The sequence below is a fragment of the Microbacterium sp. W1-4-2 genome, assembly GCF_058349885.2.
Genome location: NZ_JBYRJC020000003.1, coordinates 514,126 through 529,828, shown reverse-complemented (window position 1 = coordinate 529,828; position 15,703 = coordinate 514,126). Strand labels below are relative to the sequence as shown.

At 70.4% G+C, this 15,703-nt stretch carries 13 protein-coding genes; 6 read left to right on the top strand and 7 right to left on the bottom strand.

The window, feature by feature from the left end:
- Positions 1-5 precede the first annotated feature (5 nt).
- Genes AC3RX0_RS15170 through AC3RX0_RS15160 form a run of 3 tightly spaced genes read right to left on the bottom strand, consistent with a single transcriptional unit; the run spans position 6 to position 3,080 of the window.
- Entirely contained in the window at positions 6-866 is an 861-nt protein-coding gene (locus AC3RX0_RS15170; RefSeq protein WP_491506823.1) for a phosphogluconate dehydrogenase C-terminal domain-containing protein, read from the bottom strand.
- Positions 863-1,657 carry a sugar phosphate isomerase/epimerase family protein gene (locus tag AC3RX0_RS15165; RefSeq protein ID WP_491506822.1) on the bottom strand — a complete coding sequence of 265 codons (795 nt, stop codon included), beginning with the start codon at positions 1,655-1,657 and terminating at the stop codon, positions 863-865. The genes AC3RX0_RS15170 and AC3RX0_RS15165 overlap by 4 nt, the downstream gene beginning before the upstream one ends.
- A gap of 46 nt (positions 1,658-1,703) precedes the next feature.
- Positions 1,704-3,080: an MFS transporter gene (locus tag AC3RX0_RS15160; protein ID WP_491506821.1), complete on the bottom strand. Its 1,377-nt coding sequence runs from the start codon at positions 3,078-3,080 to the stop codon at positions 1,704-1,706.
- Between the two features lie 109 nt (positions 3,081-3,189).
- Here AC3RX0_RS15160 and AC3RX0_RS15155 point away from each other — a divergent pair, with 109 nt between their 5' ends.
- Complete coding sequence (locus AC3RX0_RS15155; RefSeq protein ID WP_491506820.1) at positions 3,190-3,939, top strand: FadR/GntR family transcriptional regulator; 750 nt, start codon at positions 3,190-3,192, stop codon at positions 3,937-3,939.
- Between the two features lie 24 nt (positions 3,940-3,963).
- Here the strand turns inward: AC3RX0_RS15155 and AC3RX0_RS15150 are convergent, their stop codons facing one another.
- From AC3RX0_RS15150 to AC3RX0_RS15140, 3 genes are read right to left on the bottom strand one after another with little or no spacing between them, the layout of a single operon-like run.
- Positions 3,964-4,929 carry an alpha/beta hydrolase fold domain-containing protein gene (locus tag AC3RX0_RS15150; RefSeq protein WP_491506819.1) on the bottom strand — a complete coding sequence of 322 codons (966 nt, stop codon included), beginning with the start codon at positions 4,927-4,929 and terminating at the stop codon, positions 3,964-3,966.
- 9 nt (positions 4,930-4,938) lie between these two features.
- On the bottom strand, positions 4,939-6,339 hold the full coding sequence (locus AC3RX0_RS15145) for an MFS transporter (RefSeq protein WP_491506818.1): 1,401 nt from the start codon (positions 6,337-6,339) through the stop codon (positions 4,939-4,941).
- A gap of 5 nt (positions 6,340-6,344) precedes the next feature.
- Entirely contained in the window at positions 6,345-6,731 is a 387-nt protein-coding gene (locus tag AC3RX0_RS15140; protein WP_491506874.1) for a MarR family winged helix-turn-helix transcriptional regulator, read from the bottom strand.
- A 162-nt stretch (positions 6,732-6,893) separates the two neighbouring features.
- On the opposite strand from AC3RX0_RS15140, the gene AC3RX0_RS15135 reads away from it, so the two are divergent.
- Together AC3RX0_RS15135 and AC3RX0_RS15130 are read left to right on the top strand one after the other, a co-directional pair.
- Complete coding sequence (locus AC3RX0_RS15135) at positions 6,894-7,742, top strand: alpha/beta fold hydrolase (protein ID WP_491506817.1); 849 nt, start codon at positions 6,894-6,896, stop codon at positions 7,740-7,742.
- A 122-nt stretch (positions 7,743-7,864) separates the two neighbouring features.
- Complete coding sequence (locus tag AC3RX0_RS15130) at positions 7,865-10,795, top strand: M20/M25/M40 family metallo-hydrolase (protein WP_491506816.1); 2,931 nt, start codon at positions 7,865-7,867, stop codon at positions 10,793-10,795.
- A 127-nt stretch (positions 10,796-10,922) separates the two neighbouring features.
- Here the strand turns inward: AC3RX0_RS15130 and AC3RX0_RS15125 are convergent, their stop codons facing one another.
- Positions 10,923-12,485: a DEAD/DEAH box helicase gene (locus tag AC3RX0_RS15125; RefSeq protein ID WP_491506815.1), complete on the bottom strand. Its 1,563-nt coding sequence runs from the start codon at positions 12,483-12,485 to the stop codon at positions 10,923-10,925.
- A gap of 185 nt (positions 12,486-12,670) precedes the next feature.
- Between AC3RX0_RS15125 and lplAB the strand changes: the two genes are divergently transcribed.
- The 3 genes from lplAB to AC3RX0_RS15110 are packed head-to-tail and all read left to right on the top strand — an operon-like array spanning position 12,671 to position 15,702.
- Positions 12,671-13,720, top strand: coding sequence for a lipoate-protein ligase LplAB (gene lplAB, locus AC3RX0_RS15120; RefSeq protein WP_491506814.1), 1,050 nt, complete (start codon positions 12,671-12,673; stop codon positions 13,718-13,720).
- Positions 13,699-14,706: a DNA-methyltransferase gene (locus AC3RX0_RS15115; RefSeq protein WP_491506813.1), complete on the top strand. Its 1,008-nt coding sequence runs from the start codon at positions 13,699-13,701 to the stop codon at positions 14,704-14,706. Before lplAB ends, AC3RX0_RS15115 begins: the two co-directional genes overlap by 22 nt.
- Positions 14,707-14,715: 9 nt before the next feature.
- Positions 14,716-15,702, top strand: coding sequence for an LLM class F420-dependent oxidoreductase (locus tag AC3RX0_RS15110; RefSeq protein WP_491506812.1), 987 nt, complete (start codon positions 14,716-14,718; stop codon positions 15,700-15,702).
- Position 15,703: the final 1 nt, after the last annotated feature.

Here is a 15,703-nt window from a genome sequence, read left to right as displayed (position 1 = left end):
ACTCCTCAGCGTTCGATGCGGTCGAGGTGCAGCATGCGGGCGAGGTTCCGGTCGAGCTCGTCGTCGCGGAAGATCTTCTTCCAGTCCTCTTTGATGATGCTCTCGCGACCATAGTCCATCGCGATCAGGCAGGCGTCGCTGAACGGATTGTCGCCGCGCAGGCCGTTGGCCAGCGCCACCTGCGTGTGGCCGTACAGGATGCTGCGGGCCGCGGCTTCCGGTACCCCCATCGTGTGGATCGCCTCGTCGAGCGCCTCGTTGAGCAGGGCGCCGATCATGCACGCCACGGTCTCCACGAGCGTCGGCTCGAGCTGCGCGAGCTGCTTGATGGTGACGAAGTGCACGTCGATCACCGGTGCGTAGATCGCCCGCACGGTGGCTTCGACGAGAGCCCGCACCGCCGGATCGTCGGACTCCACGGCGGCGATGGCGTCCTGAGGGGCGGCGATGCCGCCGAACGTGTCGGCATACTCCTCCGGGGTCGTGCGCTGCAGGAAGATCGACGGGTGGCACGGGTGCGCGACGGCGCGGATGACGTCGTCGCGGTCGGTGAGCAGCCCGGCGTACGCGGCGGCGGGGTCGAGCGTCAGTGCGACCGCGCCCGGTTTCATCTGCGGCACGAGGTCGGCTGTCACCGACTGCAGCGCCAGGTCGGGCACGGCCAGCACGACGATGTCGGCGTCGGCGACGGCAGTGCCCGCGTCGGTCAGCGCACGGCCCGCGTCGATCGTGCGCTGCTGACCGGCCGAGGAGTTCTCGACATACCAGACGGTGTGCGCGGTGCGCGCGAGGTTGTCCGAGACGCGCATGCCCATCTTCCCGCCCGCTCCGATGACGGCGATCTTGTGGGTGTCGGCGATTGTCATGATGTGCTCCTCAGATACTCGAGGGTGATGCGGGTCCACTCCCGCTCGGTTTCGATGGTGGTCTGTGCGTCGCCCTGCCAGGGCAGCCAGTGCTCGACGATCTCGTCGATGTCGCGCTCGCGGACGTGCACGGTGCGCAGCAGGTGCGGGTAGTCGTGCAGTCCGGTGCCCATCGCGGCGCCGCTGTAGGTGAAGCCGACCCAGCCGGGCTGCCGGGCGAACGCGAAGTCCTTCACGTGCACGTTCCTGGTGGTCTGTGCGGCGCGCTCGACGCAGTCGCGGGGCGCTTCGAGCCGCGCGACGACGTTGGCGGGGTCGAGGCACACGCCCAGGTGCGGGCTGCCGATCCGCTCGACCAGGCCTGCGAGGTCGTCGGTGGCGACCTGCTCGTACGTCTCCAGCGCGAGGGTCACGCCGGCGGCCTCGAACCGGGGGAGGGCGGCGCGCAGCAGCGTCTCGGCGTCGGCGAGCGTCGGGTGCGAGTCGGGGCCGTACAGCATCGAGCGCACGAGCGCGGCGTCGAACACGGCGGCCAGCTCCAGGAACCGCGCGAGGCGCCCGGGCTCGATCCCTTTCGTGCCGAGTTGGATCGTCAAGCCGAGGTCACGGGCGGCGGCTGCGGCGTCGGCCAGCTCGGCGTCGGTCATGCGCTCCAGCGGGGCGTAGTCGCAGATCTGGAAGAGGCCGACGCCGAGCTCGCGGGTGGCCTCGAACGCCCCGACCAGCGACAGCGGCTGCGGAACATGGTCGGAGTGCTGCCAGAAGAACGCGTACGTGCCCAACCCGATCACGGCGCCACCTCGCCGGCGACGTGATCGGGCGCGCTCCGCGGGCGGCTCATCGGCGCAGTTCCTCCGCGGCCGGCTCGGCGGCCGCCTGCGCACGGGACGCACGGTCGTGACGGGCCAGCAGCACCATGAGCACCGCCGACAGCAGCATGAACAGGCCGACGATGGTCATCGGGATCTCGTAGCCGCCGGTCCAGTCGTGCACGGCGCCGGTGATGTACGGCGCGCTGAAGCCGGCCAGGTTGCCGATCGTGTTGATCAGCGCGACTCCGGCGGCCGCCGCCACGCCGGTCAGGAACCGCGTGGGCAGCGTCCAGAAGTTCGGCAGCGCCGCGAAGATCGACATGGCCGTCAGCGCGATGACCGCGATGGTCAGCGCCGGCGAGCCGGCGAACAGTGCCAGCGGGATCGTCACCGCGCCCACCACGGCGGGCACCGCGATGTGCCAGGTCTTCAGGCCCCGCTTGGTCGCGTCGCGCGACCAGAAGTACATCGCGATGGCAGCCGGCACGTACGGCACGGCCGTGATGATGCCCTTCTGCAGCACGTCGAAGGTCGCGCCGGTCTGGGTCTGGAAGCCCTCGATGATCGTGGGCAGGAAGAACGCCAGCGCGTACAGCCCGTAGATGAAGCCGAAGTAGATGAACGAGAGCACCCAGACGCGGCCGCTCGAGAACGCGAAGCGCAGGGAGACGTGCTTCTCGCGGGTCTCGGTCTCGTCCTTCTCGCGCTGCAGCGCATCCGTGAGCCAGGCCTGCTCGTCGGGGGTCAGCCATTTCGCGTCGGTCGGCTTGTCCTTGAGGTAGAACCAGGCGATGACGCCGATGACGATGGCGGGGATCGCGACGCCGAGGTACATGAAACGCCAGCCCTCGAGTCCGAAGAACACACCGTGCTGCTGGATGAGCCAGCCCGCCAGGGGCGCGCCGATCACGGTGGTCAGCGGCTGGGCGAGATAGAAGAGCATCAGCATGCGGCCGCGGTACTTCGCCGGCACCCAGAGGCTGAGGAAGAGGATCGCGCCGGGGAAGAACCCGGCCTCGGCCACACCGAGCAGGAACCGCAGCGCGACGAGCTGCTCGACGTTCTGCACCCAAGTGAACAGGATCGCGACGACGCCCCATGAGACCATGATGCGGGCGAGCCACCGCCGTGCGCCGAACTTGTGCAGCGCGAGGTTGGAGGGCACCTCGAGCAGGATGTAGCCCACGAAGAACACGCCCGAGGCGAACCCGAACTGCGCGGCCGACAGGGCGAGGTCGTCGTTCATGCCGTTGGGCGCGGCGAATCCGATCGCCGTGCGGTCGAGGTAGTTGATGAAGAACATCAGCGCGACGAACGGCACCAGGCGCCAGGCGACCTTGCGGATGGTGGATTTCGCGAGCGATTGCGCTGCGGTCGGGGCGGGGGGAGGGGACTGGTCCACGGTGGCTCCTGATCGACGTTGACGATGGCTGTGATACCGGATGTCATTTTGGCAAACCGGTTGACCAATTGCAAGAGTTTTGTCGAACCTGGCGCTGTAGGTTGTTCGCATGCCTGCGTTTCCCGACGACCGTTCCGACGAGATCACGGCGGCGCTGGGGGCCCTCCCCGCCGGCACTCCGGTGTCGGAGGTCGCCCGTCGCCTGCTGGATCTGTTCACCGGCGGCTCGCTCGCGCCGGGAACGCGTCTTCCCCCCGAACGACAGCTCGCGGCGACCCTGGGGGTCGGCCGCTCGGCGGTGCGCGAGGCGCTCGCCGCGCTCGAGATCCTCGGCATCGTCGACGTGCGAGCGGGATCGGGCACGTACCTGCGCGGGCAGGCCAGCGAGCTGCTTCCGCAGACGCTGCGCTGGGGTCTGCTGATCGGCGAGCACAATACGCTGCAGCTGCTCGAGCTGCGCGGAGGGCTCGAGATCTTCGCGGCCCGGCTGGCGGCCTCCCGCGCCGACGCCGCCGCCCGTGAGTCGCTCGCGGGCGCCCTCGAGCGGATGCGGGCGAGCGCGGACGATCTGCTCGCGTTCGCGCGCGCCGACGCCGACTTCCACAATGCGCTGGCCGAAGCCGCCGGCAACCCGGTGCTGCTCGACCAGCTGCACGTGGTGCGCTCGCTGCTGCAGGTCTACGCGGATCGGGCCGTTCACGACGAGAGCGACGCGAGGATCGCCGTCGACGAGCATGAGGTGGTCTTCCGCGCGGTGCGGGCGGCCGACGAGGATGCCGCGGCATCGGCGATGGCCGTGCACATGGCGACGGCCGCCTCCCGCCTGCTGGCGGCGTCAGAACCGGCGCCGGAGGCCTGATCGGACGCTCCGCGGGCGTCGCGCTCAGCCGAATCCGTCGATCCAGGTCACGATGCGCCTGACGCTGCGCTGGGCCGATGCGGCCTCGGGGTGGTTGAGGTGCCCGTGGGTGGCGCTGCGCTCGGCGAACAGCTCGACGCGCACGCCCGCCGCCCGCAGCCGCTCGGCGAACCGGTCGCCGGACGAGCGCAGGTCGTCGATCGTCGCGACCAGGACGTACGTCGGCGGAAAGCCGCGCAGATCGGTGGCGAGCCCGGGGAAAGCGGCCGGGTCCGACATCCCCTTCGCGCCCGCGTAGTGCTTCGCGAGGGCCCGCACGACGCTCGGGCCGAACCGCAGCCGCGTCGGCATCTTCGCCATCAGCTTCTTCGTCTGGGCGGTGTTGGGCGGCAGCTTCGGATACAGCATCGGATAGGCGAGGACGAGGGATGCCGGGACTCTGTCGTCGCCCGTGGAACCCGGCGCGCGGTGGGCCGCGGCATCCCGCACCCGCAGCACGACTCCCGCAGCGAGTGCGCCGCCGGCGCTGGCTCCGCCCAGGTGCACGCGCGACGCGTCCACGCCGAACAGGTCCTCGGCGTGCGCGGTCGCATGACGCCACGCCGCCCACACGTCCTCCAGCGGGGCCGGATGCCGCACCCCGCGCAGGGCCTTGCGGTAGTCGACGGCCAGCACCGGGATGCCCGCGGCCGCGAGCTCGAGCGCGACCCAGTTCGACTCGGGCATGTCGAGGTCGCCGCCCAGCCACGCCCCGCCGTGCACCCACACGAACGCGTTGCGCGCCGCCGCCGAGTGCGCGCGATACAGCCGCGCGGGCACGCCTCCGTCAGAGCCCGCGATCGCGACGTCGGCGACCTCGACGCTCGCCAGACGCGGAAAGCGGCTCTGCAGCGACGCGGTGTCGATGTCGGTGCGCGGATCCGCAGCCGTGCCGGTGCGGGCCAGGCGCCACGCGACGAACCGCATCACCAGGTCGGCCGGGGTCAGCACGATCGGCGCTCACGCTCCCGATTCGCCCGCCGCGCGCGGCCGCGGTCGCGACGCGCTGTCGGCGATGCTCTGGGCGGGCGCCTGGACCTCGGCGTCGGCCAGCGGGATGGGCGTGGTCTGTGCGATCTCGTCGCTGAACTCCTCGGGGGCGAGGCGTTCGACGATCGTGATCGGCCGGGTCTCGTCGATCGTGAGGGCGAACCGGCGCGCTTCGGTCCGATGCAGGCGACCCGACATGATCAGCCACGTCGCCCCGATCGCGCAGGCGACCAGGCCCGCGACGGCGCCGACCTGGATCGCCGCCCGCGCCCCGAACGTCGTGGCGACCCATCCGGCGATCGGCGCGCCCACCGGCGTCGATCCCATGATCACGGCCATGTACAGTGCCAGCACCCGGCCGCGCAGCTGCGGCTCGGTCGTCGTCTGCACATAGCCGTTCGCGGTGGTCAGCATCGACACGGTCGAAAAGCCCACGAACACCACGACGACGGCGTACATCCAGTAGACCGGCATGACCGACGACACGAGCGACGTGATGCCGAACCCGCCGGCGGCGAAGATCACCACGCGCAGGCGGGCACGGTCGCGGCGGGCGGCCATCAGGGCGCCGGCGAGCGAACCGACCGCGAGCATCGAGCTGAGGGCTCCGTACCCGTCGGCGTTCATCCCGAACTCGAGGGCCATCGTCGACGCGAAGATCGCGAAGTTCATGCCGAAAGCGCCGATCAGGAACACCATGACGAACAGCACGATGAGGTCGGGGCGCCGCGCGACGTAGCGGAACCCGTCGGCCAGGCGCGTGGCATCCGTCGCCTTCACGCGCGGCTCGAGCTCGTTCTGCCGCATGATCGACAGCGCGATCAGCATCGCGATGAACGTGGCGGCGTTGACGATGAACATCCAGCCGGTGCCGACCAGCACGATCATGATGCCGCCGACGGCGGGTCCGATCAGACGTGCGGTGTTGAAGGATGCCGAGTTCAAGGCGACGGCGTTCGCCGCGTTCTCGCGCGACACGACGTCCGATACGAACGCTTGCCGCGCGGGGGAGTCGAAGGCGTTGGCGACGCCGAACAGGCCCGCGAACATCCACATCATCGGGAGGGTCATCACGTGGGTGAGCAGCAGCACGCCGACCGTGATCGCCAGCAGCCCCAGCGCCGTCTGCGTGCACATCAGCAGCTTGCGTCTGTCGAAATGGTCGGCGACCCAGCCGGTGATGCTCACCAGCACGAGCGGCGGACCGAACTGCAGCGCCATCGTGACGCCCATCGCGGTGGCGTCGTTGTGGGTCAGCTCGGTCAGCACGACCCAGTCCTGCGCGGTCGACTGCATCCAGCCGCCGATGTTGGAGATCAGGGCGCCGATGAACCAGACACGGTAGTTGAACAGGCCGAGGGAGCGGAACATCGCCTTCATCGTGCGGCCACCTCGCGCATGATCTCGGCGGCTTTGGCGAGCGTGCGCCGCTGGGCGGGGGTCAGGCTCGCGACGACCGAGGCCAGCCACAGGTCGCGGCGGCGCACGGTCTCGCCGACGAGCTCGCGCCCGGCGTCGGTGATCTCGATGTTCACCTTGCGCCGGTCCTCCTCGTCGGGGGTGCGTGTGATCCAGCCGCCCTCTTCGAGGCAGTTCACCGTGCGGTTCATCGACGGCGCCGTCACCCGCTCGCGCTCGGCGAGCTCGCCGAGCGTGTGGGGACCGTGTCCGTTGAGCGTGGCGAGCACGGCGAACTGCGGGTCGCTCATGGTGTCGAGGGCCCGCTCGGAACGCAGGCGCCGGCTCAGGCGGAAGGTGGCCATCCGCAGATCGCGGGCGGCCGCGGCATCCTCTTCGGGGACGTCGATCTCGTCGGCGGTGCGCTCGTGCAGGGATGCCTGGGGGAGTTGTTGCGCGTCGACCATCTGAGTATTTAGCATAGCTTATTAGTCTTGCTAAGTAAATAGTGCCGATATGCTCGCGCCATGCCCGAGTTCATCGATGCACACGGCATCGCGATCGTCTACGACGTCCACCCGGCCCGAGGCACGGCCCGTGGCGTCGTCCAGCTGCTGCACGGCGTGGGCGAGCACGCCGGCCGCTACGGGGCGCTGATCGACGCGCTCACCGCCGACGGCTTCACCGTGTACGCCGACGACCACCGGGGGCACGGCCGTACCGGGATGGGACAGCATGGCGACGCCGCGCGGCTCGGGCATCTCGGGCCGGGCGGGCACCGCGCCGCGGTCGAGGCGTGCTGGCGCTTCACGCAGCTCATCCGCGATGAGAACCCGGGGCTGCCGCTGGTGATCCTCGGGCATTCGTGGGGGTCGTTCCTCACGCAGATCCTCGTCAACGAGCATCCCGAAGCCTATGACGGCGTGATCCTGTCTGGCTCGGCGCTGCGCGTGCCCGGGGCGCTGAACGCCGGCGACCTCAACGCCAAGTGGAAGACGAAGGATGCCACGGGCCTGGAGTGGCTCTCCTCCGACCTGAGCGTGGCCAACGCGTTCCTGGCCGATCCGCTCACGGTGTCGCTGCCGCTGCTGCGCCTGTTCGGCCCGATCAACGCCGCGCAGCTGTTCGGACGTCCGCGCAGGAACCTCGGCCACGACATCCCGCTGCTGCTGATCGTCGGCCGCGACGATCCGGTCGGCGGCCCGCGCAGCGTGCACCGCCTCGCCGATGCGTACCGTTCGCGATCGGGCCTGACCGACGTGACGACGCTCGTCTACCCCGACGCGCGCCACGAGCTGTTCAACGAGGTCATGCAGGCCGAGGTGCGCGCCGACGTGCTCGCGTGGCTCGACGCGCGGTTCGCCGCGCGCGACTGACACGGCCGGGTCGGTGGCTTTTCTATGCGCACGCCATTGACAAGCTGAGAGAACCCTGACAGGGTCTCGCGTAAACGAATCCACGTCATCTGGGGCTCTGACCGTTCAGGGAGATCACGGTGATGCGAAAGAAGCCCCTTGCACTGACGCTCGGCATGACACTGCTCGTGTCGATGGGCGTCTCGGCCAATGTCCCCGCGGCCGGTTTCGGCCAGGAGCGCTTCGAACCGAGCGTCACCTACGACCTGTCGGTGACCGACGCCGAGCGCGACGCGATCCACGCCGAGGTCGAGGCGCTGGCCGGACGGGTCAGCAGCGCGCGCTCCGGCGACGGCAGCTACGACCCGCTCAGCCTCGTGGGCGCGATGCTGGACGGGTCCAGCTACGACTCCATCTCGCGCGGCGGCACGGCCGCGACGGCCTACCCGTTCCCCGTGAGCAACACCGAGGCCAACCAGAACGAGTACGACCGCAAGGTCGCCAAGCTCGCCTGGGTCGTCAAGCTCGCCACCGCTCTCGGCTTCCCGGTGGTCGTCCAGCGCCAGCCCGACAAGTACGTCTACGCCGAGATCGGCGACCCCGACGCCCCCGAGATGGTCATGGCGTTGAGCCACCTCGACTCGCCCAAGGCCTCGGTCACCCCCGAGCAGCTGGCCCGCTGGCGTGACGCCGACGGTGTTCTCGGCGCGCCGGGCGCGTACCACTCGCCGTATGTCCAGGACGGATGGATCTACGGCGCGGGCATGCAGGACGACAGCGGCCCGACGCTCGCGACGCTGCTCGCGGCCAAGGCGCTGCTCGAGGCGGGGCTGCCCATCGACCGGCGCATTCGCATCGTCATGGGCATCTACGAGGACGGCGGACCCGGCACGCCGTCGACGACGAACACCGCGACCTTCCAGTCGATCCCGTACAACTCGAACCCGGGCTTCTACGACAACTGGGCATACAAGAACCTCAACCGCGAAGAGATCCCGATCGCCGCATACACGTCCGACTCGCGCTTCCCGGTCATCGTCGGCAACTCCGGGGCCGTGACCCCGTCGGTGTCGATGGATCTGTCTGCAGACAGCGCGAAAGCCTTCCGGTTGACGGATGCCGCGGCCGGCGTGACGCTGCGCGAAGGCGATCCGACGCTCAAGGACATCGCCTACGGCAGCACGACGCAGATCGCGTCGCGCGCGATCTTCACGCTCGACCTGACCGGGGCGGGATCGACCGAACGCGACCGGTTCGTGTCGACGGTCGAGGCTGCGGCGACCGCGAAGGGCTGGCTGCCGACCGCTGCGGGAACCACCCCGAAGGTGCAAGCCATGGTCGACGGCGATGCGCTGACCCTCGAGGTCAACACCGACGTGGCGATGGAGATGCCCACGCCGCAGTACGGCAAGAACGCCGTGGTGTGGGGGATGTACCTGCTCTCCGCGGGCCTCGACGCCGTGGGCGTCACAGCCGCGGACCTGCAGCTGAAGAAGGCCGCCGAGGGCATCACCGACCTGTTCTTCCAGGGCGGCGTCGAAGGCGAGGCCTACATCGGCCGATACATGGGGATCCCGTCGGAGCTGCTGCGCAATCCGAGCAACGGCACTCCGAACCTCACGTTCGCCCTCATGGGAGGCATCCGCTCAGAGACCCCGACGAGCTTCTACACGGACGACACCGCAAGCCTCAGCATTCCGATGTACGTGCGCAGCATGCACGTCACGGCGGCGGACTCCACCCGGGCGACCACGGCGGTCACGGCCGCCTTCGAGGCGAAGGGGTTCACGATCGGCTCGCTCGGCTCGCCGGTCGGTGCCGGGCTGTACGTCACCCACGACAACCCGCTGACGGCACTGCAGTTCGGCAGCTACCAGGCCACGATCGACCGCAGTCCCGCCGATTTCGCGGATCCTTATGCGCTTCGCGACGTGGTCTTCCCGCAGGGCACGACCGGCGGCACCCTGGCCAGCAGCTTCCGCAACAAGATGACCGCCTTCGGCGCGGTGATCCCGGGCAACGAGCGCTGGTGGCACACCGCCAACGAGCGGATGAAGGTCGACTCGGCCGTGCAGATGACCAAGATCATGGCCGACGGCATGCTCGAGATGGCACGGTACTCGGGGCCGGCCGGCGCCAAGTTCATGTGGGCCGACATGCCGGGGCTGAACGCGGACCGGTCGGACCTCGACCTGCTGGACGTCACAATCGGGACCTTCAAGGACGCGTCGGCCGCGGTCGATGAGAGCCGGCTGGGCGGCCAGGCGCTGCTCGGGGCCACCTCGTTCGACATCCCGATGTGGAACGGCCGCGGCAACTCGACCCCCACGGCCTCGGCGTTCGCGCTGGGGCACGAGCCGGGCGGGGTCTATCTGCCCCTGACCGACGCCGAGTACCTGGACTCCACGTACGTGGCGCCGATGCGGCTCGAGTTCAAGGTGGAGCGCCCCGACCACATGTCGGACGCGGCCTGGGCGAGGTTCACAGCCGGCGGCTACGGTGATTTCCGGTTCAAGATCCGCGTGGGCGACGACATCGTGCCGCTGGCCGTGCCCGCGGGGCAGAGCGCCGACAAGTACTTCTCGTCGCGCATCTCGGCCACCAACCCCGACGCGATCTACCTGTCGGTCAACCTCGCGATCACCGACGCGCCGTACGCCGGCGTCAAGAGCGTGCTCGCCGATTCCAAGACCGATCTGTACACGGTCAACCCGACGTTCCTGGCCTCGAACCCGGATCCCTTCCCCGGGCGCGGAGCCGTCGAGCAGCGCGGCTTCTTCCTGTTCGGAGACGGACAGAAGAACGCCGAGTTCTCCTCGCCCGAGGCCGTCTTCGTGACCGTCGACAACGCGGTGGTCGGCGCCGAGCCGTCGGCGGTGGTCACCGGGCGCGCGGGTGACAAGAACGACCTGACCGTCACGGTGGCTGAGACGCACGTCGACGGCAGCGTGACGACGGTGCGGGACTCGTTCAGGATCGGCAAGAACGCCACCGGCACCTACACCGTCGGCGCCTACAAGGTCTACGTCGAGACGAAGGGCAACACCCAGGTGCGGACGATCCGCATCGTCTGACATGCGGGGCCGAGCCGTTCGGCCGCCCGCACAGAAGGCGACGGATGCCGCAGCCCGCGCGCTGCGCGCCGCTGCGGCATCCACCCGTCCCCGTTGCAGATGTTCCTGTCGTCTGAACGCGTCGGATTCAGCGGCCGCCGGGGTGCGAGGCGCGGCGCGAGCCGCGCGAGCGGACGCTGCCCACCGTCGCGCCGATCGTCGGCTTGCCCGACGCGGTGCGACCGGCCTGCGGAGCCGACGTGCGTCCGGTCGCCCGCTGGCCGCGCTGCTCGCCGCCTCGGCGCGGCTCGCTGCGTCGGCGGTCCTTGTTACGCGGCTGCTCCTGCGTCCGGGGCTGTTCCTGCGCGCCGCGCTGCTCCGGCGTGCGCGTGCCGCGCTGCTCCGGCGTGCGCGCGCCGCCGCGCCGGCCGTTGCGCCGGGGGGCGTTCGCATCGCCCTCGCGGCGGCCACCCACAACCGCACCGGCGCCCCCACTGCGGCCGCCCTTGGCGGGAGCGGCCGCCGGCGCAGCCGGGGTCACGTGCGGGGCGGGCTCTCCGACGAGCGTCGAGACCGCGGCATCGCGCGCGCCGACCGCCTCGAACGGCACCTTGAGCTTCGCCTTGCGCAGCAGGTCGTTCACGTCGCGGCGCTGCTCGGGCAGGGTCACGGTCACAACGGCGCCCTCGGCGCCGGCGCGCGCGGTACGGCCCGAGCGGTGCAGGTACGCCTTGTGCTCCACGGGCGGGTCGACGTGCACGACGAGCTCGACGTCGTCGACGTGCACGCCGCGCGCGGCGACGTCGGTGGCCACGAGCACCCGCACGCCGCCTGCGTCCGGATCGGCGCCGAACGCAGCGAGGTTGCGCTCGCGGGCGTTCTGCGACAGGTTGCCGTGCAGGTCGACGGAGGGGATGCCCGCCGCCGTCAGCTGCTTGGCGAGCTTCTTGGCCTGGTGCTTGGTGCGGGTGAACAGGATGCGCCGTCCGCGGCCCGACGCGAGGTGGCGCACGAGCGCCGCCTTCTCGTCGGCGTCGACGACGAACACGCGGTGGGTCATCTGGCCCTGCGGGACGGATGCCTCGTCCACCGAGTGCGTGACGGCATCGTGCAGGAACCGCTGCACGAGCGTGTCGACGCCCCGGTCGAGCGTCGCGCTGAACAGCATCCGCTGCCCGTTCGCGGGCGTGGCCGCCATGATGCGCTTCACGCCGGGGAGGAATCCGAGGTCGGCCATGTGGTCGGCCTCGTCGAGCACGGTGATCGCGACGTCGCCGAGGTCGGCTACGCCCTGCTTCATGAGGTCTTCGAGGCGGCCGGGGCAGGCCACGACGATGTCGACCCCGCGGTTCAGGGCCTGCTCCTGCGGGCGCTGGCTGACGCCGCCGAACACGGTCGTGACACTGAGGCCGGCGGCATCCGCCAGCGGCTTGACGGTGGCCGCGATCTGCGAGGCGAGCTCGCGGGTCGGGGCCAGCACGAGGCCGCGCGGGCGGCGGCTGCGGGCGGTCGTGCCGGCGAGCCGGGCCACCAGCGGCACGGCGAACGCGATCGTCTTGCCGCTGCCGGTGCGGCCGCGGCCGAGCACGTCGCGGCCGGCCAGCGAGTCGGGCAGCGTGTCGCGCTGGATGGGGAAGGCTTCGGACTTGCCGGAGGCGGCGAGCACGGCGGCCAGGTTCTCGGGCACGCCGAGCGAGGTGAAGGAAGACAAAGAGGTGCTTTCGGGCAGGGCGCGTGGAAGACGCGCGAGATGGCGACGGCGCAGGTGTGCGCATCGGTTCGCCGTTCGAGAGAAACCGCGGCGGGCTGATGCCCGGGCCGGGGGAGCGTATCGACGACGCAGCGGCAGGGCCGCAGCATCCACCCTACCGGTCCGCGCCGCCCTAGGCTGTGAGCATGCACGGTGAGTACAAGGTCCCGGGCGGAAAGCTCGTCGTCGTCGATCTCGAAGTGCGTGACGGGCGCATCGCCGATTTCCATCTCGCGGGCGACTTCTTCCTCGAGCCGGACGACGCCCTCGCCGACATCGACGCCGCGGTCAACGGCCTGCCCGACACGACCGACGCCGCCTCGATCGCCGCCGCCGTCCGCTCGGCGCTGCCCGCGGGCGCCCAGCTGCTCGGATTCACCCCCGAGTCGGTGGGCACCGCGGTGCGCCGGGCGCTGGTGACCGCGCCGGGCTGGCGCGACTTCGAGTGGGAGATCGTGCACGACAAGCCCGTCTCGCCGCGCATGAACCTCGCCCTCGACGAGGTGCTCACCACCCGAGTCGGCGACGGTCGCCGCAACCCCACGCTGCGCATGTGGGAGTGGGATGAATCGGCCGTCGTGATCGGATCGTTCCAGTCCGTGCGCAACGAGGTCGACCCCGACGGCGCGCGCGACCACGGCTTCGACATCGTGCGGCGCATCTCGGGCGGCGGCGCCATGATGATGGGCGCCAACTCGATCGTGACGTACTCGCTGTACGTGCCCGCGTCGCTCGTAGCCGGCATGACGTTCGCGGACTCATACGCGTTCCTCGACGACTGGGTGCTGCAGGCGCTGCGCTCGCTCGGGATCGATGCGGTGTATCAGCCGCTGAACGACATCGCCGGCCCCAGCGGCAAGATCGGCGGAGCCGCGCAGAAGCGCCTCGCGAACGGCGGCGTGCTGCACCATGCGACCCTCAGCTACGACATGGACGGCCAGGTCATGACCGAGGTGCTGCGCATCGGCCGCGAGAAGCTCAGCGACAAGGGCACCGTGTCGGCGGCCAAGCGCGTCGACCCGCTGCGCAGCCAGACCGGTCTTGCCCGCGAAGAGATCATCGAGCGGTTCGTCCAGACCTTCGCGAACCTCTACGGCGCGACGATCGGGCACATCACCGACGAGGAATACGCCGAGGCCGAGGCCCTCGTCGCCTCGAAGTTCGCGACGGACGCGTGGCTGTACCGCGTGCCGTGACGGGCGGTGCCGCGGGCGCGGTGACGGATGCCGCGACCCGCGCGCCGGGTACGGGCACCGTCGAGATCCACCACGGCGACAACCTCGAGATCGCCCGCACGATGCGGGACGGCTCGTTCACCCTCGTCTACCTCGACCCGCCGTTCAACACCGGCCGGATGCGCACCCGGGCCGTCGAGAGCGCCCGGTCCGCGGCATCCATGTTCAGAACCGAGCCCGCCGCCGAGCCCGGGCCCGATCCGGTCGTGCGGCGCGGGTTCCACGGGCGGGAGTACGAGCGGCTGCGCGGCGATCTGCGCGCGTACGACGACCGGTTCGACGACTACTGGGGCTTCCTCGAGCCGCGGCTGCGCGAGGCGTGGCGGCTGCTGGCCGACGACGGCACGCTGTACCTGCACCTGGACTTCCGCGAGGTGCACTACGCGAAAGTGCTGATGGACGCCCTGTTCGGCCGCGAGAAGTTCCTCAACGAGATCGTCTGGGCGTACGACTACGGCGCCAAGAGCCGTCGCCGCTGGCCGACGAAGCACGAGACGATCCTGGTCTACGTCAAGGACCCCGACCGCTACTGGTTCGACTCGTCCGAGGTCGACCGCGAGCCCTACATGGCCCCAGGCCTGGTCACCCCCGAGAAGGCCGCGCGCGGCAAGCTCCCCACCGACGTCTGGTGGCACACGATCGTGCCGACCACGGGGCGCGAGAAGACCGGCTACCCGACGCAGAAGCCCGAGGGGATCCTCCGGCGCATCGTCCAGGCATCCAGCCGCGAAGGCGACCGCGTGCTCGACCTGTTCGCCGGCAGCGGCACCACCGGCGCGGTCGCCGCGGCCCTCGGGCGGCACGCCGTGCTCGTGGACGACAACGCCGACGCGATCGAGGTCATGAGGCAGAGGATGCCGCGGGCCACCGTGCACGGAGCTCCGTGCACTGAGCTCCGCGCACCGAGCTCCGTGCACCGAACACCGCGCACCGGCGCCCCGACGTAGGCTGGCGCCATGCGATTCGGGACCTTCCTTCCCCAGGGCTGGCGCTTCGATCTGGTCGGCATCGACCCCGCCGACCATTGGACGACGATGCGCTCGCTCGCGCAGCGAGCCGACGCCGGGCCGTGGGAGTCGCTGTGGGTGTACGACCACTTCCACACCTCGCCGGTGCCCAGCGACCAGGCAACGCACGAGGCCTGGACCCTGATGGCCGCGTTCGCGGCGTCCACCGAACGGATCCGGCTCGGCCAGATGTGCACATGCATGGGCTACCGCAACCCCGCGTACCTCGCCAAGGTCGCCGCGACCGTCGACCATGTCTCGGGCGGCCGGCTCGAGATGGGCATCGGCGGCGGCTGGTACGAGCACGAGTGGCGGGCTTACGGCTACGGGTTCCCCGAGGTGCCGCAGCGCCTGCGCAAGCTGCGCGAGGGCGTCGAGATCATGCACCAGGCGTGGACCACCGGGTCGGCCACGCTCGACGGACGCGAGTACCAGGTCGACGGTGCGATCGTGCGGCCGCTGCCCATCCAGCCCGGTGGCGTGCCGTTCTGGGTCGCCGGCGGCGGCGAGAAGATCACGCTGCGCATCGCCGCACGCTACGCGTCGTACACGAACTTCACCGGCACGCTCGAGGAGTTCGACCGGAAGGATGCCGCGCTCCGCGCGCACTGTGCAGATCTCGGCCGCGATCAGGCCGAGATCGTGCGATCGTCGAACGTCAACACGATCGTCGGGGCGACCGAGGCCGAGGCGCGCGAGCGCCTGGCCGCGGTGAAGGCCCGGCTGCTGCCGCACGTCGGGCAGGAGCGCGCAGACAGGATCGAGCACGACTACCTCGGCTCGTACGCGTTCGGCACGCCCGCGCAGATCGTCGAGCGGCTCACCACCCGCGCCGCGCACGGGCTCGGGTACTCGATCCACTACTTCCCCGAGCTCGCCTACGACACCTCGGGCATCGAGCTGTTCGAGCGCGAGGTCATCCCCGCACTCGCCTGAG